Source organism: Mycobacterium gordonae, from assembly GCF_002101675.1.
GTDB lineage: Bacteria > Actinomycetota > Actinomycetes > Mycobacteriales > Mycobacteriaceae > Mycobacterium > Mycobacterium gordonae.
The window spans coordinates 28456-48427 of sequence record NZ_LQOY01000069.1 but is presented as its reverse complement, the minus strand read 5'-3'; the positions used below and the strand labels follow the sequence as shown (position 1 = coordinate 48427).

Below are 19972 nucleotides of genomic sequence, written 5' to 3'. Positions count from 1 at the left end.
CGAGATACGCTCCGGAACATGCACAGCCAGCAGGGACGACGTGTGGAAACTCAATGCCCGGGTAACCCAGCGGCCATATGACTACCGCACGAACACAACCGGACCAGCGCGAGCTTGACGAAATCCGGCGGATCGTCGACGCCATCTCCAAGGCGTTCGCCGCCAAGATCGTCGGGCAGCGGGAACTGCGGGAATCGCTGCTGATCGGGCTGCTCGCCGGCGGCCATGTCCTGCTGGAAAGCGTGCCTGGCCTGGCCAAGACCACCGCCGCCAAGGTGCTCGCCGAGTCGATCCACGGCCGCTTCCAGCGCATCCAGTGCACGCCTGACCTGCTGCCCAGCGACATCATCGGCACTCAGATCTTCGACTCGGCGACCAACTCGTTCGTCACCCAACTCGGTCCCGTGCACGCCAACATCGTGCTGCTCGACGAGATCAACCGGTCCAGCGCCAAGACGCAAAGCGCGATGTTGGAGGCCATGGAGGAACGCCAGACCACGATCGCCGGGCACGTGCACACCCTCGCCGATCCGTTCCTGGTTATCGCCACCCAGAATCCTGTCGATCAGGAAGGCACCTATCCGCTGTCGGAGGCGCAGACCGACCGGTTCCTGCTGAAGGAAATCGTGCGATACCCCTCCCCGGAGGAAGAGGTCGAGGTGATGGCGCGGATCGACGCCGGGGTCTACGACACCCGGCAGCCCACCGCGCCCGTCGTCAGCCTCGACGACGTGCTGCGTCTGCAGGAAGTGGTGCGCCATGTCTACATGGATCGGGCGCTGATGCTCTATGCGAGCCAACTGGTCGACGTGACGCGCCACCCCGGCGGCACGCTCCCTAAACAGGTCGCGCGGCTGGTGGAGTACGGCGCCAGCCCGCGCGCCACGATCGCGTTCTGCAAGGCGGCGCGCGCCCAGGCGGTGTTGTCCGGGCGGGCGCACGTGCTGCCGGAGGACATCGCAAAGCTCGCGCACCGGGTGCTGCGGCACCGGCTCATCCTCGGCTTCGAGGCGGCCAGCGCCAACGTCACTGCCGAGACCGTGATCGACGCCGCGCTGCGCGCCGTCCGGGTGCCCTGAGTTCGCCTTGGGCAAGCACCTCAACCGGGCCAAAGCCCACTTCGGCACCGACACCCGCGGGCTGCTCGAAGGCGGCCGCTACGCGCTTTCGCACACGCGCAGCATGGAATTCGATGACCTGCGCCCGTATGTTCCCGGAGACGACGTCCGCGACATCGACTGGAAGGCCTCCGCCCGATCCGGCAGCGTGCTCATCAAACGGTTCGTCTCGGAGAAGCACCACAAGATCTTGCTCGTCGCAGACGCCGGCCGCAACATGTCCGCACTGGCGCCCAGCGGGGAGTACAAGCGCGACGTCGCCGCACACGTCATGGGCGCGGTCGGGTTGATCGGCCTGCGGCGCTCCGACCAGATCGGCATGGTCTTCGGCGACAGCCGCGGCTGCGTGAACGTCCCCCAGCGGCGCGGCGAAACGCACGTCGAGGGACTGCTGCACCGCTGGTACCAGCACACCATGACCGCCCCCGGGGCCAGCGACATCGCCGCCCAACTCGATTACGTCGCAACGCATTACCGCCACACCATGCTGATCGTCGTGGTCTCCGACGAACCCGAGGTCAGCGAAGAACTTCACGGAGTACTTGCCCGGCTGGCCGGGCGCCACGACCTGCTGTGGGCGATGGTTTCCGACATGCCCGCGGTAGGGCCAGACAACACCGACGGATACGACGTCGCCACCGGCCGCTTCGTCCTGAACGGGGCCGACCTCGGTCCGCGGGTCGTCACCGCCTATCGCCGCGCCGAGCAGGCCCGCCGCGACCGGCTCGCCAAATTCCTGACCCGTCGGGCGATCCCGCATGCGATCATCGCCGGCAGTGACGACATCCGCCGCGAACTCGTCGGCCTGACCGAGGCGGCCGGCCGTGCCGGATGACCTGCTGCACCACGTGTTCGGTCCGCAGCCCTACTCGCCGGCGTGGCTGGTGTGGGCCGTGGTCTTGCTGCTGGCCGTCATTGGTTGGTACGCGGGCGTTTTCGTGTGGACGCTGCCGTCGTACAGGCTGCGCCGCATCCCCGTAGTGCGGCGGGTGCATGCCCGGGTGATCCGCGACCGCTTCACCCGGCGCGTGCAGCGCCTCGAAGGACGACACCGCGCCGGGCAGTTGTCGACGCCGCAGGCCTGTGCGGCGATCAGCCGGACGGTGCGCAGCTTCCTGGACCAAGCGACCGGTACGAAGGCGCAGTACCTGCATGTCGGCGCTCTGGGTGACGCGCAACTGGCCCCGGCCGCGCCGTTGCTGACCCTGCTCGACGACGGTCAGTTCAACGCCGAGACGCGCGTTGAGGTCGGCGACGTCAGTCCCATGGCGCAGGAATTGATCCGCTCGTGGACGTGAGGTGGTGGCCCGTAGCGGCCGTCGGATCGGGCTGCTTCGTCGTTGCCGTGTTACTGGCCGCGGTGCTGCCCATGACCGCCGCCCGCCGGCGGCTGCGTCCGCTGGCCAACATCGCACGCCTGACCCGGTTGCCCGAATACGCCAAAGTGGCTCGGCTGCGCACACTCTCGACGATCGTGACCCTGGTGGTGCTGACGATCATGTTCGGCGCCGCCAGCTGGACGGCCGCGCGGCCGACCGCGGCCTACGAAGAATTCGATGCAACACCCCCCGAGGACATCATGCTCTGCGTCGGGCAGCCATTGCCGGACCGTGCGACCGTCGAACTGCTCGACTACTTTGCGCAACAGGCCGGCTCGTCGCCACAGACCCAACGCATCGGCCTGACGTCGGTCAACCGCCGGCTGGTGCCGCTGACGCGCGACCACCAGTACGCCGTGTCCCGATTCGGCGAGTACGCCGGTGCGCCCAGGTTGCAATCGGCGTCGTTCGCACCGGCGGTGCCGTACACGGACTACGCAACCAGCGTGGAAGATGTTCTCGCTCTGTGTATTTCAGGGTTCCCTCACTTCGAGGAGCGCGGCACGCACCGCCGCTCGGTGATCTACCTGGGGCCGTCGGATCTTCGCGTGCCCGGGGAGCAGCGTGCCGCTCTGTTCACCGGCAGCGCGGTGCGGGACTTGGCCGAGCGCGCCGGGGCCCAACTCAATGTGATCGACACGGCGACGTCACCGAAGAGCGGTTCCTTGCTCGCCCTCACCGAGCAGACCGGCGGCCGGTATCTGGTGCCGGAATCCGTCACGGGCGCCCTCGATGACATCCGGGCGCACAACCGGGCGACGCGCAACGGTCCGATGGCGAAAGCGGACGCCGCGGATGCGCCGGTGGTGCCCCTGGCGATTGCATTGTTCTCGGCGACGGTGCTTTCGGTGGCGCTGATGGGACTGCGCCGATGACATTCCAACCGGTACTGCCCTGGCCGATACTCGCCGTCGTCGCCGGCGCGCTGGTCCTTGCGCGCCTGGTCGCGCTGCGCCAGGTCCTCCTGTCGGCAGGCCGTCGGCGGGCCCGCTCGGTGCTGCGCTGGGCCGGCGTGACCGTTGCGGTGCTGCTGGTGACCGCAGCCTCGACCCGGCCCGCACTGAGCGACGTCAAGACCCGCGGGGGAACGACGGCGGCTGCGGGTGCGAATCTGAACGTCTTTCTGGTCGTGGACCGCTCGGTGGACTCCGGTGTGATGCCCGGGATGCGCGACGATATCGCGGCGGTGATCAAGCAATACCCGGCGGCGCGGTACGCGTTGATCGACTTCGCCTCCCGGGCCACCCTGGATTGGCCCTTGTCCGAAGATGTTTGGAGCCTGCGACCCACCATCGCCGCGCTGGATACCTACCGCCGCGGTCCGAACGGGGGACTCGACGTCGACGTCGCCGCCGCGAGCAACGTCCTGCGATACCAGCTCATGCAGGCCGCCCAACAGTACCCCGGTACCCGAAACGCCGTGCTGTACTTCGGTTCCGGCGCCCCCGGATCGCGGGCGCCGCAGGGCGACTTCAACAGCGGGTCGGTTGACGGCGGGGCGGTGCTGGGCTACGGCGGCGCCGACTCGATCGACGAAGCTCAATTGCGGAAGGTGGCAGGACAGCTCGTCGTGCCGTACCAGCACCGAGAACCCGGTCAGCCCTGGCAACCGGATCTGCCGGACCGGCCGAGTAATGCCGGTACCCGCGCGGAGGCCGCTGATCTGCGCGAGCTGTACTGGCTGCCTGCGCTGCTTGCGGCGGGGCTGCTGATCGCCGAGATCTATCTCTCGGTCCGCGAATTCCGCCGCGGCCGTCTCAGCCGGCGGGACCTGGCGTGACGCGGCGACCGGCACGGCTGCGGCTGCGACGGCGGCTGCTGATCTACTCGGCTCCGCTGAGCCTGGTCCTGCTGCTGGCGGCGGTCAAGCTGATATCCGTTGTCGTGGCCGGAAATTCGGCGTCATCCGCCTTCGCGCACGGCGACGGGAACACTGTGCGCGAGGATGCGGCGGTGCTTGGCGTGGCGAACGTGATCGAGCCGGCGAAGGCGCCGTTTGCCGCGGGCGCCGCCGCCGTGCTCGACGGCCGGCTCGAGGAGGCGGACGCGGATTTCGCCGCCGCGCTGGCCCGCACCGGCGACGCAGACTCGTGCCCGGTGCGGGTCAACCTCGAGTTGGTCCGCGAAACCCAGGGCGACCGCGCCGCGGCGGCCGGCGACCGGTCTCGGGCGGACGAACGTTATGCCAGTGCCCTGACGGTCATCGGTGACGCGCCGCGGGCCTGCTTCGCCGACAACCACGATCCGGACACCCAGCGGCAGCGGATCCGCCGCGACGCCGCGAACCGATTGACCGACAAGCGGAATGCATTGAACGCGGGTCCGCCGGCGGCCCCTCCGGCCGCGCCACCCCCGCCTCCGCCGCCACCGGTAGCGCTCCCGTTGCCGGTCGCCGTATCACCCGACGGGCGGGAAATCCCGCCGCGCCGGCTCAACCCGACCGAGGGCGATCCACTGGACAAGTTGCAGCAGGTGCTGCAGGACGCAGCGGGCGCAGCGCCGCCGGGCTAGCCGCGTCGAGCCTGCGCTGGCGGCTTTTCGATCTGCGCTGAGGGCGATGTTGTGCGAGTGCTTGCCGCCACCAGCGCAGTCCCGATGACGAAGGCACCCCGTAGGTGAAGATGACAGGATCGGGCCGGATCCGGATGAAGCACAGGTCGCCGCCGTGCGAGACGATGCGTCGCTCGGTCGACAGGACTCGGCGCCCGAACCACGAAGAACCGAAGGCCCGGAGCGCGTCTTCGTCCGCACCGTCCACCACCTCCGCCGTGCCTTGACTGCGCGGCCCGGGGCGGGAACAAGGGGCCCAGACGCGGGCGAGTGGAACGACGAAGGCCACAGTCGCACGCGCCCGAATGTCGCTCACTTTGCGCGTGGTGGTTCGGGTGGTGACGTAAAAGCAAACGGGATCGCCGGGTTTCGACATGGCGTAGACCACCTCTGTCGCATGCGGGCGGCCATCTTCGCCCAATGTCGCCAGAGTCGCATACTTACGGCGGGCTAACGCCCGCGCCAAGGCGTCGAAACTTTCCCCGGCTGCGGCTCACATCGGTCAGTCGTTGCAGGTGCAATCGCGGTGGCCGCACTGGCACCCTGCCGCGTGAACACAAGCGGAAGAGCCGCACGCGCAGCCGGTGGACTTACATTGGCATGATTGGGTATTGGTCATACCTCGAGAATACCCCCGTAGGGTATATGCGGCAACACGGTCAGGACCGAACGAGTCGCGCGATGGCGGCGGAGGCTTCGGCGAGCTTCGCGTCCGCCTCCTCACCGCCCTGTGCGATGGCGCTGCTCACACAATGGTCGAGGTGCTCGTCGAGCAGATTCAGCGCCACGGCCCGTAGGGCGCTGCTCACGGCGCTGATCTGGGTGAGGATGTCGATGCAGTACTTGTCGTCGTCGATCATCTTGGCGATGCCGCGGACCTGGCCCTCGATACGGCGCAAACGCTTGGCGTGGCTGTCTTTGTGCGCTGCGTACCCGTGCGTGTTTGCCATGTAGTCTCCAAGGTTCGTCGGGCCGGTTGGCCGCGTTGCATGACACGCGGCTCCGATGCCGGATCCGACCATTCTAACTACCCCGCCCGGGTACCCGATCCGCTTTGGGCGTTGCCCGTCAGCAGTGGTGAGCGCTCAACTGCTGTTGAGCGGCATGGGTTTCCACCTGCGGATCGATCGTCGACGGTTCCGCCGGAGGCAGCGGCTCGTTCCGATAGCCCCGCAGTCGGTTGGCATTGCCGACAACAGACAGCGATGACAGCGCCATGGCGGCGGCGGCGATCATCGGCGACAGCCGCATCCCCAGCAGGGGGTACAACAGGCCCGCCGCCAGGGGTATGCCGATGGCGTTGTAGATGAGGGCGAAGAACAAGTTCTGCCGGATGTTGTGCATGGTGGTGCGGGACAGCCGGATTGCGGCGACAACTCCGGCCAGGGAACCGGAGATCAAGGTGATGTCCGCGGCTTCGATGGCAACGTCGGTGCCGGTTCCGATCGCCAGGCCGACGTCAGCCTGGGCCAGGGCCGGCGCATCGTTGATGCCGTCGCCTACCATGCCTACCCTGCGACCCTCGGACTGCAGGCGGCGGATCTCGTCGGCCTTGTGTTCGGGCAACACTTCGGCCAGTACCCGCTCAACTCCCACCTGTCGTGCGATGGCGCCCGCGGTCCGGGCGTTGTCGCCGGTGATCATCACCACCTGCAGGCCGAGCTTGCGCAAGGCGGTGATGGCCGCGGCCGAATCGTCCTTGACGACATCGGCGACGGCGATCACGCCGGCCGGCTGGCCGTCGACCGCGGCCAGTATCGGAGTCTTGCCGGCCGCTGCGAGGCTTGCACTGATCTGCTCGAGTTCGGTTGTCGCTATCTCGTTTTCGGCGAGCAACGTCGGGGTTCCGACCAGAACGACGTGGTTGTCGATGGTCGCCCGGACGCCCTTGCCGGTGATCGAGATGAACTCTGTTGGCCTAGGGTTCGCCAGGCCGCGATCTCGGGCCCCCGCGATGACCGCACCGGCGATCGGGTGTTCGCTGTCAGCTTCGGCGGCCGCGACCAGCGCGAGCAGTTCGTTCTCTCCCAGTATCCCCAGCGCCTCGACGTCGGTGAGCGCCGGCTTGCCCGCGGTGATAGTTCCGGTCTTATCCAAGACGACGGTGTCGAGCTTGTGCGCGGTCTCGAGCGCCTGCGCCGACCGGATCAGGATGCCGGCGCGGGCGCCTTTGCCGGTGCCGACCATGATCGACAGCGGGGTCGCCAGGCCCAGGGCGCACGGGCAGGCGATGATCAGCACTGCCACCGACGCGACCAGCGCCTGCGTCAATGCCGGCGGCGGGCCGGCGACGAACCAGACCGCGAAAGTGCCTATGGCTATTGCCATCACGACGGGCACGAAGTAGGCCGAGATCGCGTCGGCCAGCCGCTGGATCGGAGCCCGGGACGCCTGCGCCTGCTGCACCATGCGGATGATCTGGGCAAGCATGGTGTCAGCGCCCACCTTTGCGGCGCGCGCCCGCAACGAGCCGGTGGTGTTGACGGTCGCGCCGATCACAGTGTCGCCGGCGTGTTTGGTGACCGGCATCGACTCACCGGTCACCATGGATTCGTCGACGGCCGACTGCCCCGACGTCACGGTGGCGTCGACCGGGATCTTCTCACCCGGGCGGATGAGGATCTCGTCGCCGACCACGACCTGTTCGAGCGGGATCTCGATCTCAGCTCCGTCGCGCACGACGCGCGCAGTGCGCGCCTGTAGGCCGAGCAGGGCCCGAATCGCTTCGCCCGTACCGGCTTTCGCGCGGGCTTCCAGCAGCCGGCCCAGCATGATGAGGGTGAGGATCACCCCGACGGCTTCGTAATACACGTCGCGAACCTCGGGTGGCAAGGCCGTCGAGGCGACGGTGACGAGCAGGCTGTAGCCATACGCCGCGCCCGTACCCAGCGTGATCAGGCTGTTCATGTCGGCGCTGCGGTGGGCCAGCGCCAGCCAGCCGGTCCGGTGGATCGGCCAGCCGACGTAGAACATCACCGGGGTGATCAACGCCAACTGCAGCCAGTGGTTGAGCAATACCATCGGCACCCAGCGGGCACCCAGCGGATGGGCCATCACCGCGTACAGCACGGGTGCGGTGAGCACCGCGCCGATAGCGACGCGCCGCGTCAGGTCGGCGATCTCGGCCCGGCGCTCCCGCGACTGGGCGGCTTCGGTGTCGGCGGCCGCGGTCTCGGTGAGGCCGCCGGGACTCGCGTGAGCCGTTGCCGCCCCGCGATCGTCGGGCTCCGGGGAAGCCATACCCGGCTCGCCGGGGGTCACCACCAGCGTGCCGTGAATCATGTTCATGCTGCAGGAGAATCCGAACGATCCCGCGTCTTGCGGGGTAAAGGTGACGGTGGTCATCTGATGCGCAGGCAATGCGGCCGACAGGTGAAGGTCCGGAAACACCACCACCGAGCTGCAATCCCCGGTTTCCTGACGGTCGAATGACATCTCCACCGGAATGCCTTGTCGCACTTGGACAATGCTCGGACTGTAACCGCCGCGGACGCTGATCCGCACCCGCTGCAGCCCGTCACTGACCGCGCTGGCGTGCGCGCGGCGCGGTGCGAAGAAGTACCACGCCAGCACCACGATCGCCAGCGCCGCACCGGCCAGTACGGCAACGTCGATGTTCGACATCAGGAACTCCTCGTCACTAGGGCGCTCATCCGAGCCTGATAGGTGGCGGCATCGATGTGTCCGGACATCCGTTCGTGAGCGATCACCGCCTCGGCGATCAACGCCCAACACCGGCGGGGCGGACCCGCGGCCCCACCCGGCGAGTCACCGGATTGCGGAACGGCGGCGATCAGCGTGCCGACCGTGTGACGCCGCCGCAGCTCACGCCGCACATCGGTAGCGGCAATCACAACAAGGATCAACAGTTCCGCGGCGCCGATCGCGACCGCGACCCAGTGGCCACTGGCCACCTGCCCATATCCGGAAGTCACGGTGCTCACCTCGCTCGCCCTGATTCCCCGGCCGATCGACCGACGCGCTAACACCATCCCGCCTTTATACCCCCGAGGGGTAGGGGCCAAGGTCACCTGCACGTCAACAAATGTCGCCGAAGGCCGATGCCGCCTAACCGTTAAGAAAGGCTGCGGCTTGCTGTACCCTCTGGGGGTATGGGTCCTATCCGAACGTGGTCGGATGTCCGACATCTCGGGGCCTATCAGCCTGCCCGGTTGCTGTTCTTCGCCGTGATGGCGGCCGCCGCGGCGCTGCTGGCGGTGATCGGCCACTGCGTTCCGTTGCGCTCCGCATCTCAGCCGTCCCATTCCGCGGTGCCACTGCTGTCGTCGGTGAGCGTGCAGACCGCGGGCACCGCACATCAGCCGCTGCTGATCGACGGCAAGTCGATATGCAAGTCGTCCAAGCTCTTGGCGACCGCCGCGCTTCCCAAGTGGCCCGTTACCTCCCTGATACTGCTCGGCGTCGCTCTGTTGGGGCTATTCGTCACGGGTCGGCTGGCGAAGCTGGTGGGACCGGCCGGACGCGGGCCGCCGGGTGCGCCTGCTGCTGTCGGATCCGGTCGAGACCTCCTGACCCTGTTCTGTCTCGCTCGACGCTGATCGGCCGTTTTCCGGCCGTGGTGGGATGCCGCGGCGGCCGGTGAATCTGGCCCACGTTCAATGTCCGCGCGCTCCGCGTCGCGGCCCCACGAAGCGACGACCGCATGATGCGCATGGCGGCTACCGGTGCCCTGAACCCGCTTTCCGCGCACCGCAGAGCCCCCGCAGTCACGGTCGCCCGTGAAGGGAACTCTCATGGACTTCGGGAATCTTCCACCGGAGGTCAACTCCGCTCGAATGTATAGCGGCCCCGGCTCCGCGCCGATGCTGGCCGCCGCGACCGCTTGGCAACATCTAGCGGCTGAGTTGAGTTCAGCCGCAACCTGTTACGCGTCCGTCATCTCTCGATTGGGCGCCTTGTCATGGTATGGCCCGGCGTCAGCGGCGATGGCTGCGGCGGCTGCGCCGTACGTGGCGTGGATGACCACGACCGCCGCCCAAGCCGAGCAGGCGGGCGATCAGGCCCGGGCCGCCGCCGGGTGCTACGCGGCGGCGTTTGCGGCAACGGTGCCGCCACCGGTCATCGCGGCCAACCGCAGCCTGCTGATAGCACTCGTCGCCACCAACGTCTTCGGCCAGAACGCCCCGGCAATCGCGGCCGCCGAGGCCCAGTACGCCGAGATGTGGGCCCAGGATGCCGCGGCGATGTACGGCTACGCCGGAGCTTCTGCTGCCGCGTCAAGGCTGGCACCGTTCACCTCACCGCAGCAGACCGTCAACCTGTCGGGGTTAGCCCAGCAGAGCGCCGTTGTGGCGAAAACGGCCGAAAATTCCGCCGTGACGGACGTCCAGGCGGTGCTCGGTCAGCTGACCTCGGCACTGCCGACGGCGTTGCAGCAACTCGCCTCGCCGCTGATGTCAGGGTCCGCGCTGAGTTCGGTGACTCCGCTGCTGTCGGTGACAAGCTCAACCGCCTGGATTGCCAGTGCGGGTCTATCCTCCGCGGAAAAACTCAAGGGTCTGATTCCGGCGGCCGCCGCCGCACTGGCGCCGGCGATCGCCGGCGGGACTTCCGGGGCACTCGGACCGGGCCTGACGGGGTTGGCAGGCGGCGGCGCGGCAGTGTCGGCCGGTGTCGGCCGGGCGGGCCTGGTCGGGGCGTTGTCGGTGCCGCAGAATTGGACGACCGCCATTCCGGCCCGGGCAGCGACTGCGTTGGCGGGCACCAGCCCGGGCGCTGCGGTGGCTGCCACCGACGGGCCGGGAAGCATGTTGGGCGGGTTGCCGCTCGCGGGTTCTACCGGACGCGGCGTGGCCGGCATTGTGCCTGACCCGCGATTTCTGGAACGACCGGCGATGGTTCCGCGCTGGCCGGCCATCGGATAACAGAATGAGACCGCGTCTTGCGACCAAACCGCAACCGCCGCGTGGTTGTAGCGGCCCGATTGCAGGAGTACCCTATGGGGGTATGAGGTTCTCACGGGCGGCCGGCGAGGTCATGGCGCCCGTGTCGATGTCAAGCCGAAAAGGCTGGGTCTTCGGTAAGCAGCCGCGTTGGCGTACTTGGACCGCCGCGGTCGTCGTGGTGCTACTCGCTCTCCTATTCGGGCACTCCGCCATGCTGCATTCCGAGACACACGCACCGCACCCGCCGCATGCTCTGCTGTCCTCGCTGGGTGGCGAAGCCTCGGTGAACACCAACCATGCGCACCTGCTCAACGGCGCATCCGGACACTGTCACAACGAATTCGCGATCGCGGTTCTACCGCGTTCGTCGACCACCCTGGTTCCGTTCGGTGTCGCGGCAGCGGTTGTCGCGATCACCACGATGCTGGCCAGTCTGGTCGCCCCAGCGGGTCGGGGTCCGCCGAGGACGCTCGCCTCTGCGCTTGCGGGGCAGGATATCTCGACGCGTTTCTGCGTAGCTCGTCGCTGATCGTTCAGCGTCTGGTCGTGGTGCAGCGGCACCGCGACCCGATGACAGCTGACCGATATTCGAGGCCACCCAGGGTGGCCACCGGCGAAAGCGACGATCAATGAACAATCTTCTGTCCTTGGAAAACTGCGAGCGTTTCGAGCTGTCGAGTGATTCCGCCGAGCGTCACCACTCCTGGCGCTCGATTGCGGGGCGGCGCACGGCGTCCCATTTGTACTCCGAGAGGTGTGCTCCGTCGGCCGCCACTAATCGCCAGGCGCGGGCTTTGGTGGGCAACACCCAGGTGTTACGGGTCGGGGCCCCGTTCGGTACCGACGACCGCGGTTTCTGGGCCAAACTGGAGGGCAACAACCCCGGCGGCATCAAGGACCGCCCCGCTCTGCACATGGTCGAATGCGCACGAGCGCGCGGAGACTTGCTGCCGGGCGCTCGGATTGTCGAATCAACAAGCGGTACCTTGGGTTTGGGACTGGCTCTGGCTGGGCAGGTGTACGGCCACCCGGTCACCCTGGTGACCGACCCCGGCATGGAGCCGATCGTGCAGCGCATGCTTGCGGCGTACGGGGTGGACGTCGATCTGGTCACCGAGCCACATCCATCCGGGGGATGGCAACAGGCTCGTAAGGACCGGGTGGCCGAACTGATGGCCGCCGATCCGCGGGCCTGGAACCCCGATCAGTACAACAACCCCGACAACGTCGACGCGTACCGGCCGCTGGCTTACGAACTCGTCGACCAGTTGGGCAAGATCGACGTCCTGGTGTGCTCGGTGGGAACCGGTGGTCATTCGGCGGGGGTAGCCCGGGTGCTGCGCCGATTCAACCCGGACCTCAAGTTGATCGGGGTGGACACCGTCGGCTCGACGATCTTCGGGCAACCGGCGGCGGCAAAGCGGTTGATGCGGGGGCTGGGCTCGAGCATTTACCCGCGCAATGTCGACTACCCCGCTTTCGCGGAAGTGCATTGGGTGGCTCCGGCCGAGGCGGTGTGGGCCGCTCGCGCGCTGGCCAGCACCTACTACTCCAGTGGCGGGTGGAGTGTGGGCGCGGTAGCGCTGGTCGCTGGGTGGGCCGCCCGCACTCACCCTGCTGGAACGTGCGTCGCCGCGATCTTCCCAGACGGGCCCTTGCGTTACTTCGACACCATCTACAACGACGACTACTGCCGCCAGCACGATCTGCTGGATGTGGCGCCGCCGACCGAACCGGCGGTGATTGCCAAGCCGTCGGACCGGGTGGTGCAGTCGTGGACGCGGTGCGCCGCGGTGACCGATCCCACCCGGTGATGCGGTAGTGGAGTTCATCGCGCAGTTCCGCAGCTTCGACTGGCCCAGTCGGATGCTGATGATCAACCAGTTCGGGATCAATGTCGGCTTCTACATGCTGATGCCGTATCTGGCCGACTATCTCGCCGGACCTCTCGGGATGGCGGCGTGGGCGGTCGGTTTGGTCCTGGGAGTTCGGAACTTTTCCCAGCAGGGCATGTTCATCGTCGGGGGAACCCTTGCCGACCGCCTCGGCTACAAGCCGCTGATTGTGGTCGGTTGTCTGCTGCGTACCGGTGGATTCGGGTTGCTGGTCGTGGCCCACTCTCTTCCCGCGGTACTGGTGGCGTCAGCGGCCACCGGTTTCGCCGGCGCATTGTTCAATCCGGCGGTGCGCGCTTATCTGGCCGCCGAGGCCGGTGAACGCAGAGTCGAGGCGTTCGCCGTGTTCAATGTGTTCTACCAAGCGGGCATCCTGCTCGGCCCGCTGGTCGGCATCATGTTGCTCGCCATTGATTTTCGGGTCACGGCAGCCGCCGCCGCGGCGGTTTTCGCGATACTCACCGCAGCGCAACTCTTCGCACTGCCTCCGCACCGCGCCGATCCCGCACCCGCGGAAGTTTCCATTCTCGACGACTGGCGATCGGTGGTCAGCAATCGGTCTTTCCTGCTCTTCGCGGCGGCGATGATCGGCTCTTACGTGTTGTCTTTCCAGGTGTACCTCGCCTTGCCAATGCAGGCGGCGATCCTGTCACCGCGTCATCAATCCTCATTGGTGGCAGCGATTTTCGTCCTTTCAGCTCTTGTCGCCGTCGCCGGGCAGATGCGCATCACCAATTGGTTCGCCGCGCAGTGGGGACCCGGGCGCAGCTTGGCGGTCGGGTTGACCGTTCTGGCAGCGGCATTCGTTCCACTGACACTGGTGCCCGATTCCGGCCGCTTCGGGACGGTTGCAGCCGTCGCCGCGCTCCTGGGGTCAGCGGTCATGCTCGCCATCGGTTCGGCGGCCGTGTTTCCTTTCGAAATGGACACCGTCATGAGATTGGCCGGAGGTCGCCTGCTGGCCACGCATTACGGCTTCTACAACACCGTCATCGGCGTCGGAATTCTGCTCGGGAACCTGGCTACCGGCGCGATTATGGGTGCGGCACGGCAGGCCGGCATGGGCGCGCTGGTGTGGGCGGGACTGACTCTGGTGGGCATCTTTGCTGCTCTGGGTCTGCACCGTCTCGACGCCGGCGATCTGCTGCGGCCCCAGAGCGCGACGGCGACCCCCGAAGACGAGCCGGTGGCGCGCTGACGCAGTCTTCCGCTGCTACAGCGAACTCACAATGGCCTGCATGGTGTTGATCTCCTGCTGCTGGCTGTCGACGATCGAGTGGGCCATCGCGATGGCGGGGGAGTACTGGCCTAGCTTGATCTCGTTCTGCGCCATGGCAATTGCCCCCTGATGGTGCTGCACCATCTGCGTGAGGAAAAGCCTGCTGGCGGCAGCGCCCTGCGCGTCCCTGAGCGCTTCCATGTCCCGCTCGGGCATCATTCCGGGCATTCCGGGCATGTCGCTGTGAGGGGGCATTCCCGGCATCGACGCGATCGTCGGTTGGCCCCACTGGCTCAGCCAGTTCTGCATCTCCTGGATCTCAGGTCCCTGAGCGTCCTTGATCCGGGTGGCCAAGTCCATCACCCGCGGATCGATGCCCTGTTTGCCGAGCACGATGTCACTCATCTCGATTGCTTGCTGGTGGTGAGGAATCATCTGTTGGGCGAACGTGACGTCCTGGGCGTTGTGCGCTTGCGGGTTCGCCGCCGAACTCGAGGCGGCCGATGACCCGGCCGCGGTGGTGCTGCCGGCCTGATGGTTCGCGTTGCTACACGAGGTCAATGCCAATAACGCGGCAACCGCGGCCGCGGCGGTCGTCAATGTCTTTCCCCTGCTCACCCTGGTGTCCCTTCGACGAATCCTCGCACAATACCCGGTATAGGTATAATCTATACCACAGCGCCGGGTTCATGAAATTGACTTTGTCAGACGCCTACCCCGCTTTCTCGGGTCCAAACGGTCGGCGGGCGAGCATCTTTCGAATACGACGGCGTAGTACGCTGGTTCGGCGGTGTCTTGACCCCGATTGCGCGGCAACTCACGTGAGAGAGACCACTTGAATCAGTCCAGGCCCACCCGTGATCCCGTTGCCCCCGAGTACCTGCACATCATTTGCATCAAACACTGTTCAGGAACCCAGAAAGCCATCGATATGTCGTCGCTGAGGGAAGCGTGAATAGGCAAGGCCGCCGGATTTAGTGACTTTGGTCCCTACCCCCCAAGGGTATACCGTGGCAAAATTGCTCAGCATGACGCAAACACCTGAGTCCAGCGAGCCGCCGGTGGTCGCGGCGCAGCCCTCCTCTTCGGATCAGTACGGTCGCCCCAGCCGGGTGGATCAGATCTGGTCCGTGGTGGCGATTGCCGCCGGTGCTCTCTTCATCGTGTCCGTGATCTTCTTCTGGGGGTTTTTCCTGGGCCGGGCCACGGACGGCCCCAACGGCGGTCACCGGTCGTCCGGCGGGGGCATGGGCGAGAGCAGTTGTCCGATGATGGGATCCGGCGGCGGTATGCGGCCCGGCATGATGGGCCCGGGGACCTCGACGGAGCCGCATCAATCGACAACGCCGGCACCACAACCGGCGCCACACCCCTAACCCGCCGGACCTGCTGGGGCCTACCTCGACGCACCAGCGGAGTCGCCTCACGCTTGGCCGGAGAGGGTTCCGGCCGATTAAACCCTCGGGAAAGGGGTTGGAAATGAACAAGAAACGCCGGCGGCAAGTCGGGTTTGCCGCCGCCAGCCTGGGCGCGACAGCGGGTCTGATGATCTTGGTGCTTCCGCTGGTTCCTCAGGTAAGCGCCACGCTCGACAATGCGGCGATGACCGAGATGGGCATGGCGAATGAAATGCCGGTGCCGCACGTAATGCGTTACGGCGCAATCGCGTACTCGCCGGGCAGCGGCTCCTGGGGCGCAGCGCGGGGCTACCAGGTCAAGTCACAAGCTGAACGAGTCGCATTGGCACAGTGCGGCGAACAGGACTGCAGGGTAATCATCAGCTTCAATCTGTGCGGCGCGGTGGCCTCTGACGGTGCGAATTATCAAGGTGGTACCGGACTTTCACGGCAAGCGGCCGAGCAGGATGCGTTGAACAGGCTCGGTGGCGGCAGGGTCGTCAACTCGGTCTGCAACTGAGTGACGAGGTACTGACCGGCCTCCGATGCAAGGAGGCGTAGTTTGACCGACGCGCCGGTCGGCGGTACTCAATCCGACGATCGGCCGGACTTCTCGGAGGCTTCCCCGTCCTCGTCGTCCTCGTCTTCCTCGTCGTCGTCGTCGTCTTCGTCGTCTTCGTCGTCTTCGTCGTCCTCGTCGTCGTCGTCTTCGTCGTCTTCGCTGGCGGAGTTTTCCGAAGCCTCGACCCTGTCCGCGTACTTGTTCAATAGTCCGGCCAAAGCGCGGGCTTCATCGGGCGTCAACCAATCGTCGAACAGCCGTTCGTCGTCGTCGGAGATGCGCTCGAGGTGAACCGCGTTGTTCTCGGCGCCGACATCCCAGCGACCGCCCTCTTGACGTCCCATTGACAAGCCCCTTCCGTGTGCTGGCTGATGCGACCCTGACGCTGCTGCGCCAGTGCCTGGTTACCCAAATCTTCGCCGGCGCAAAGACGGCGGCCGGGCCGGAGGCTCGGCCGCCTGATGCCTGGCCTGAACCGGTGGGGGAACAGCCGCACCCGGGCTCCAGAAGGCAACCAATGGCCCCTTGACGGGGGCATTAATGCCCTGTTAGCAGTCCGTTTGCAGAGGTAATGTCCCAAATACCGCCAAGTCGGGATAAATGGAGCGCCCGAACCGGGCGGGGACAACCTCGCTAAGGGAGCACACGAATGTTGAACAGCGTACCGATGCACAAGAACGGGGTCTCACAGCGGCGCGCGCAGGACGCGGATCTACTCAAGAAGTCCGGCGCGCACAAACTTGTGGTCGCAGACCGCGACGGCAATTGCCTGGCGTTCGTTCTGGCCTGGGACGGCTTCGACTACGACCCTGAGACCGACACCTATGTGTGCATCGCCGACAGCGACGGCAGAGAACTCCTGACCATGTACACCGCCGGCGAAATCAAGTCAGCTCCCGGCGCCAACATGTTCGTCGTCACCGCGCCGGACACAACCAACCGCAGTAGGCCGTTGCAAGCTCTGTAATCCGAAGAGGGGGTTCCGAGCCGGAACCGTCTTGAGCGATTCTGCGCGGCGATGCCCCAGGCTGGCCGCGCGCCTGCTATCGCATCGAGCAATTTCGGCACGGATGTCGTTGGGGGATGTTCACACGGCGATGGTTATGATAGACCGTTCGTACGGTTAGTCTACGCCGAAGGTCTTCAATGCCCAGATCACCTGGCAGACGCAGCGAGATTCTCGACGCGTTTGTCCGCTACGTCGCCGAACGTGGTTATGAGAGAACCAATATCGGCGATATCGCCGACGAACTCGGGATGTCCAAGGGCACCATCGTCCACCACTTCGGGACCAAAGCACAGATGCTGCGGGAGCTCACCGAAGCACACCTGGCCAGTCAGCTCGATGTGCTGCAGATGGTGTGGGATCGGGTTGCCGCCCCGCACGAGCGCATTGCTGCAATCATTTTCACGTCCGCGCTGCTGCAGGTGATGGCCCGTGACGCCACGGTCGCAAGCCAGCGCGAGGTGGTGCAGCTCGCGGATGACCCGGCAATGCAGCAGGTCCGCAAATTGCGCCATCAACTGCAGGCGCTCACCATCGACGAGATCCGCAACGGAGTTGATTGCGGCGTATTCCGAAGTGTGGACGTCGATCTCGCGGCACTGCAGCTGTGGGGATCGCTCGAATGGATGTGGGTGTGGTTCGACCCCAATGACTCCCGGACCCCCGAACGGGTAGGCGCGGCTTTTGTCGACGTGTTCCTCGGCGGGTTGTTGCTCGACCGACTGGGGCTCAACAAGTGGGCCAGCCCCGCAGCAGACGTCGTCTCGGTGGTGCGCGAGTGCCTCAGTGTGGTCACCGGCGCTCGGAACTGATCGGTATAGACACCGAAAATCTCGAACCGGCTGAGGATTTGGTCCGCGGGCGACGGCTTTCGAGCTGATTGACTGTACGTATAGTTTGCCGCGTGGCGTTGCTGCGGCCCCGCGCTCAACAGTGCGGCCAAGCGCAGCGGCATAGATGCGCAAATGCCCAGCTCAGCGGGCGCAAGAGCGGTGAGTGACGCCCAGCGACCCCGCCCGTCATTATCTGGCACCTCAGCAGTCGCCGCGGATCTGTTGACTGCACGTACGGTCTAGTGCCATAGTTGCCGCGTGGCGCATACGCGGGCGGCATGGGGCCGAAGGGTGGGGACCGGAACTGCCGGTCACCTGGAGCACGTTGGGCGCCTAAATGGCGTTCCCGACGAGGCGCTTTGGCGGCGGGACGCTCGAATAAGTCGGCGCACCAACAATTCTCGTCGCCGCCATGTCAGCGCACTCGACACCGTGGGGAGTTCGGGCCGATGACCGCCTCGCACACCGTCGCCGGTCGCGTCGGCCGCAGGATCCGGCCGGGTACCGAGGTCGCCGGCGGGTTCTTCCGGATGTGTGTGCTCACCGCGAAGGCCTTGAAGCGGCCGTTCGAATGGCGCGAATTCATCTGGATCGGCTGGTTTCTGATGCGGGTGTCGCTGCTTCCGACCATCGCCGTGTCGATCCCCGAAACCGTGCTGCTCATCTTCACGCTGAACGTCTTGCTGGCCGAGTTCGGCGCGGCGGACGTCTCCGGGGCGGGCGCCGGGATCGGCGCGGTCACCCAGCTGGGCCCGATCGTGACCGTGCTGGTGGTCGCCGGCGCCGGGGGCACCGCGATCTGTGCCGACCTGGGCGCCCGGACCATCCGCGAGGAGATCGATGCGCTCGAGGTGCTCGGCATCGATCCGATCCACCGGCTGGTGCTGCCCCGCGTCGTCGCCTCGACGATGGTCGCCGTGCTGCTCAACGGACTGGTGATCGCCGTCGGACTGGGTGGTGGATACCTGTTCAGCGTGTACCTGCAGAACGTCTCGAGCGGTGCCTACCTCTCCACCCTGACCGCCCTTACCGGCCTGCCCGAAGTGGTGATCGCCAATATCAAGGCCGCCACTTTCGGGCTGATCGCCGGCCTCGTCGGGTGTTATCGCGGGCTGATCGTCCGAGGCGGGTCCAAGGGTCTGGGCACTGCCGTCAACGAGACCGTGGTGCTGTGCTTCATCGCGCTGTTCGCCGTCAACGCGGCACTGACCACGATCGGCGTCAGATTCGGGACGGGACGCTGATATGGCTACTGCCACAACCCATCTCAGAGTCCCACGAGCAAACCTCGGTCGCTACGGGGAAGTCCCGGCCAAGCTGTTGCTGGAGCTCGGTCAGATGGTTTGGTTCGCGGTGACCGCGGTCGCCCAGATCCCGTTCGCACTGCGCCGCTACCCCAAAGAGCTCGTGCGGATGGTCGCCCAGATGGGGATGGGTACGGGCGCGATGGCCGTGGCCGGTGGCACGGCCGCCATCGTCGGGTTCATCACCCTGTCCGCGGGTTCGCTGGTCGCGATCCAGGGCTACGCGTCACTGGGGAATATCGGTGTCGAGGCCTTCACCGGCTTCCTGGCAGCCATGGTCAATGTCCGGTTCGTAGCGCCGGTGGCCGCCGGGCAGGCGCTGGCGGCCACCGTTGGCGCCGGCGCCACCGCCGAACTGGGCGCCATGCGCATCAGTGAAGAGATCGACGCGCTGGAAGTGATGAGTGTCAGGTCGGTCGCCTACCTCGCGTCCACCCGGGTGGTGGCGGGTCTCATCGTCATCGTCCCCCTCTACGCGTTGGGGATCACCATGGCCTTCGTCTCCACACAGGTCACCACGGTGTTCTTGTACGGACAATCCGCCGGCACCTACAACCACTACTTCCACACCTTCCTGCGCCTCAACGACGTCGGCTGGTCGTTCGCCGAGGTGATCCTCGTCGCGGTGGTCGTCATGACCACCCACTCCTACTACGGCTACACCGCACACGGCGGTCCGGTCGGTGTCGGCGAGGCGGTCGGCCGGTCAATGCGGTTGTCGCTGATCACCATCGTGGTGGTGGTCGTGCTGACCGCAATGGCGGTCTACGGCAAGAACCCCAACTTCAACCTCACTGTGTAGG

At 66.4% G+C, this 19972-nt stretch carries 23 protein-coding genes; 17 read left to right on the top strand and 6 right to left on the bottom strand.

Annotated elements, in window-relative coordinates; translation table 11 throughout:
- Nucleotides 1–77 precede the first annotated feature (77 nt).
- Genes AWC08_RS10930 through AWC08_RS10905 form a run of 6 tightly spaced genes read left to right on the top strand, consistent with a single transcriptional unit; the run spans nt 78 to nt 5008 of the window.
- Nucleotides 78–1079: an AAA family ATPase gene (locus tag AWC08_RS10930; protein ID WP_065136363.1), complete on the top strand. Its 1002-nt coding sequence runs from the start codon at nt 78–80 to the stop codon at nt 1077–1079.
- Between the two features lie 7 nt (nt 1080–1086).
- Complete coding sequence (locus AWC08_RS10925; RefSeq protein ID WP_069433914.1) at nt 1087–1953, top strand: DUF58 domain-containing protein; 867 nt, start codon at nt 1087–1089, stop codon at nt 1951–1953.
- Complete coding sequence (locus tag AWC08_RS10920; RefSeq protein WP_069433915.1) at nt 1943–2416, top strand: hypothetical protein; 474 nt, start codon at nt 1943–1945, stop codon at nt 2414–2416. The genes AWC08_RS10925 and AWC08_RS10920 overlap by 11 nt, the downstream gene beginning before the upstream one ends.
- Nucleotides 2413–3372, top strand: a complete 960-nt coding sequence (locus AWC08_RS10915; RefSeq protein WP_232007902.1) for a hypothetical protein — start codon at nt 2413–2415, stop codon at nt 3370–3372. Before AWC08_RS10920 ends, AWC08_RS10915 begins: the two co-directional genes overlap by 4 nt.
- Nucleotides 3369–4277, top strand: a complete 909-nt coding sequence (locus AWC08_RS10910) for a vWA domain-containing protein (RefSeq protein WP_069433917.1) — start codon at nt 3369–3371, stop codon at nt 4275–4277. Before AWC08_RS10915 ends, AWC08_RS10910 begins: the two co-directional genes overlap by 4 nt.
- The gene (locus AWC08_RS10905; protein WP_069433918.1) at nt 4274–5008 is read left to right on the top strand and encodes a hypothetical protein; all 735 of its coding nucleotides are present in this window, start codon (nt 4274–4276) and stop codon (nt 5006–5008) included. The genes AWC08_RS10910 and AWC08_RS10905 overlap by 4 nt, the downstream gene beginning before the upstream one ends.
- On the opposite strand, the gene AWC08_RS39600 is transcribed toward AWC08_RS10905, so the two are convergent.
- The 4 genes from AWC08_RS39600 to AWC08_RS10885 form a co-directional block, all read right to left on the bottom strand.
- Nucleotides 4929–5513 carry a pyridoxamine 5'-phosphate oxidase family protein gene (locus tag AWC08_RS39600; RefSeq protein ID WP_083271179.1) on the bottom strand — a complete coding sequence of 195 codons (585 nt, stop codon included), beginning with the start codon at nt 5511–5513 and terminating at the stop codon, nt 4929–4931. The two genes, AWC08_RS10905 and AWC08_RS39600, sit on opposite strands and share 80 nt — an antisense overlap.
- A gap of 193 nt (nt 5514–5706) precedes the next feature.
- Nucleotides 5707–5997: a copper-sensing transcriptional repressor RicR gene (gene ricR / locus AWC08_RS10895; protein WP_065136401.1), complete on the bottom strand. Its 291-nt coding sequence runs from the start codon at nt 5995–5997 to the stop codon at nt 5707–5709.
- A gap of 118 nt (nt 5998–6115) precedes the next feature.
- The gene (locus AWC08_RS10890; protein WP_069433919.1) at nt 6116–8671 is read right to left on the bottom strand and encodes a heavy metal translocating P-type ATPase; all 2556 of its coding nucleotides are present in this window, start codon (nt 8669–8671) and stop codon (nt 6116–6118) included.
- A complete protein-coding gene (locus tag AWC08_RS10885; RefSeq protein WP_069433920.1) occupies nt 8671–8991 on the bottom strand; it encodes a hypothetical protein in 321 nt (106 codons plus the stop codon). Before AWC08_RS10885 ends, AWC08_RS10890 begins: the two co-directional genes overlap by 1 nt.
- 168 nt (nt 8992–9159) lie before the next feature.
- Between AWC08_RS10885 and lpqS (AWC08_RS10880) the strand changes: the two genes are divergently transcribed.
- The 5 genes from lpqS (AWC08_RS10880) (at nt 9160) to AWC08_RS10860 (ending at nt 14046) form a co-directional block, all read left to right on the top strand.
- Nucleotides 9160–9606 (top strand): putative copper homeostasis (lipo)protein LpqS, encoded by a 447-nt coding sequence (lpqS, locus tag AWC08_RS10880; protein WP_142283512.1) that lies wholly within the window; start codon nt 9160–9162, stop codon nt 9604–9606.
- A gap of 195 nt (nt 9607–9801) precedes the next feature.
- Entirely contained in the window at nt 9802–10932 is a 1131-nt protein-coding gene (locus AWC08_RS10875; RefSeq protein WP_069433922.1) for a PPE family protein, read from the top strand.
- Between the two features lie 82 nt (nt 10933–11014).
- Nucleotides 11015–11482, top strand: a complete 468-nt coding sequence (gene lpqS / locus AWC08_RS38110) for a putative copper homeostasis (lipo)protein LpqS (protein WP_232007903.1) — start codon at nt 11015–11017, stop codon at nt 11480–11482.
- A gap of 100 nt (nt 11483–11582) precedes the next feature.
- Nucleotides 11583–12767 (top strand): PLP-dependent cysteine synthase family protein, encoded by a 1185-nt coding sequence (locus tag AWC08_RS10865; protein WP_083271180.1) that lies wholly within the window; start codon nt 11583–11585, stop codon nt 12765–12767.
- A gap of 52 nt (nt 12768–12819) precedes the next feature.
- Nucleotides 12820–14046, top strand: coding sequence for an MFS transporter (locus AWC08_RS10860; RefSeq protein ID WP_069433932.1), 1227 nt, complete (start codon nt 12820–12822; stop codon nt 14044–14046).
- Nucleotides 14047–14061: 15 nt separating this feature from the next.
- Here AWC08_RS10860 and AWC08_RS10855 read toward each other — a convergent pair whose 3' ends face one another.
- On the bottom strand, nt 14062–14685 hold the full coding sequence (locus tag AWC08_RS10855) for a DUF305 domain-containing protein (RefSeq protein ID WP_069433923.1): 624 nt from the start codon (nt 14683–14685) through the stop codon (nt 14062–14064).
- Nucleotides 14686–15095: 410 nt separating this feature from the next.
- Between AWC08_RS10855 and AWC08_RS10850 the strand changes: the two genes are divergently transcribed.
- Together AWC08_RS10850 and AWC08_RS10845 are read left to right on the top strand one after the other, a co-directional pair.
- A complete protein-coding gene (locus AWC08_RS10850) occupies nt 15096–15443 on the top strand; it encodes a hypothetical protein (protein ID WP_069433924.1) in 348 nt (115 codons plus the stop codon).
- 103 nt (nt 15444–15546) lie between these two features.
- A complete protein-coding gene (locus AWC08_RS10845; protein WP_069433925.1) occupies nt 15547–15984 on the top strand; it encodes a DUF4189 domain-containing protein in 438 nt (145 codons plus the stop codon).
- Nucleotides 15985–16052: 68 nt separating this feature from the next.
- On the opposite strand, the gene AWC08_RS36405 is transcribed toward AWC08_RS10845, so the two are convergent.
- Nucleotides 16053–16370 carry a hypothetical protein gene (locus AWC08_RS36405; protein ID WP_069433926.1) on the bottom strand — a complete coding sequence of 106 codons (318 nt, stop codon included), beginning with the start codon at nt 16368–16370 and terminating at the stop codon, nt 16053–16055.
- A 305-nt stretch (nt 16371–16675) separates the two neighbouring features.
- Here AWC08_RS36405 and AWC08_RS10835 point away from each other — a divergent pair, with 305 nt between their 5' ends.
- From AWC08_RS10835 to AWC08_RS10820, 4 genes are all read left to right on the top strand, one after another.
- Nucleotides 16676–16993: a hypothetical protein gene (locus AWC08_RS10835; RefSeq protein ID WP_232007904.1), complete on the top strand. Its 318-nt coding sequence runs from the start codon at nt 16676–16678 to the stop codon at nt 16991–16993.
- 179 nt (nt 16994–17172) lie between these two features.
- A complete protein-coding gene (locus AWC08_RS10830) occupies nt 17173–17844 on the top strand; it encodes a TetR/AcrR family transcriptional regulator (RefSeq protein ID WP_065136376.1) in 672 nt (223 codons plus the stop codon).
- Nucleotides 17845–18314: 470 nt separating this feature from the next.
- Nucleotides 18315–19109, top strand: a complete 795-nt coding sequence (locus AWC08_RS10825) for an MlaE family ABC transporter permease (protein ID WP_065136377.1) — start codon at nt 18315–18317, stop codon at nt 19107–19109.
- 1 nt (nt 19110) lies between these two features.
- Complete coding sequence (locus AWC08_RS10820; RefSeq protein ID WP_065136378.1) at nt 19111–19971, top strand: MlaE family ABC transporter permease; 861 nt, start codon at nt 19111–19113, stop codon at nt 19969–19971.
- The last annotated feature ends 1 nt before the right edge of the window (nt 19972 follow it).

Excerpts from the sequence above, each read along its gene's own strand:
- ricR (WP_065136401.1), bottom strand. The coding sequence starts at position 5,997 with ATGGCAAACACGCACGGGTACGCAGCGCACAAAGACAGCCACGCCAAG.
- AWC08_RS10890 (WP_069433919.1), bottom strand. The coding sequence starts at position 8,671 with ATGTCGAACATCGACGTTGCCGTACTGGCCGGTGCGGCGCTGGCGATC.
- AWC08_RS10875 (WP_069433922.1), top strand. The coding sequence starts at position 9,802 with ATGGACTTCGGGAATCTTCCACCGGAGGTCAACTCCGCTCGAATGTAT.
- AWC08_RS10850 (WP_069433924.1), top strand. The coding sequence starts at position 15,096 with ATGACGCAAACACCTGAGTCCAGCGAGCCGCCGGTGGTCGCGGCGCAG.
- AWC08_RS10830 (WP_065136376.1), top strand. The coding sequence starts at position 17,173 with ATGCCCAGATCACCTGGCAGACGCAGCGAGATTCTCGACGCGTTTGTC.
- AWC08_RS10825 (WP_065136377.1), top strand. The coding sequence starts at position 18,315 with ATGACCGCCTCGCACACCGTCGCCGGTCGCGTCGGCCGCAGGATCCGG.
- AWC08_RS36405 (WP_069433926.1), bottom strand. The coding sequence starts at position 16,370 with ATGGGACGTCAAGAGGGCGGTCGCTGGGATGTCGGCGCCGAGAACAAC.
- AWC08_RS10845 (WP_069433925.1), top strand. The coding sequence starts at position 15,547 with ATGAACAAGAAACGCCGGCGGCAAGTCGGGTTTGCCGCCGCCAGCCTG.
- AWC08_RS10835 (WP_232007904.1), top strand. The coding sequence starts at position 16,676 with ATGTTGAACAGCGTACCGATGCACAAGAACGGGGTCTCACAGCGGCGC.
- AWC08_RS10865 (WP_083271180.1), top strand. The coding sequence starts at position 11,583 with ATGAACAATCTTCTGTCCTTGGAAAACTGCGAGCGTTTCGAGCTGTCG.
- AWC08_RS10820 (WP_065136378.1), top strand. The coding sequence starts at position 19,111 with ATGGCTACTGCCACAACCCATCTCAGAGTCCCACGAGCAAACCTCGGT.
- lpqS (WP_232007903.1), top strand. The coding sequence starts at position 11,015 with ATGAGGTTCTCACGGGCGGCCGGCGAGGTCATGGCGCCCGTGTCGATG.
- lpqS (WP_142283512.1), top strand. The coding sequence starts at position 9,160 with ATGGGTCCTATCCGAACGTGGTCGGATGTCCGACATCTCGGGGCCTAT.
- AWC08_RS10930 (WP_065136363.1), top strand. The coding sequence starts at position 78 with ATGACTACCGCACGAACACAACCGGACCAGCGCGAGCTTGACGAAATC.
- AWC08_RS10910 (WP_069433917.1), top strand. The coding sequence starts at position 3,369 with ATGACATTCCAACCGGTACTGCCCTGGCCGATACTCGCCGTCGTCGCC.
- AWC08_RS10860 (WP_069433932.1), top strand. The coding sequence starts at position 12,820 with ATGCTGATGATCAACCAGTTCGGGATCAATGTCGGCTTCTACATGCTG.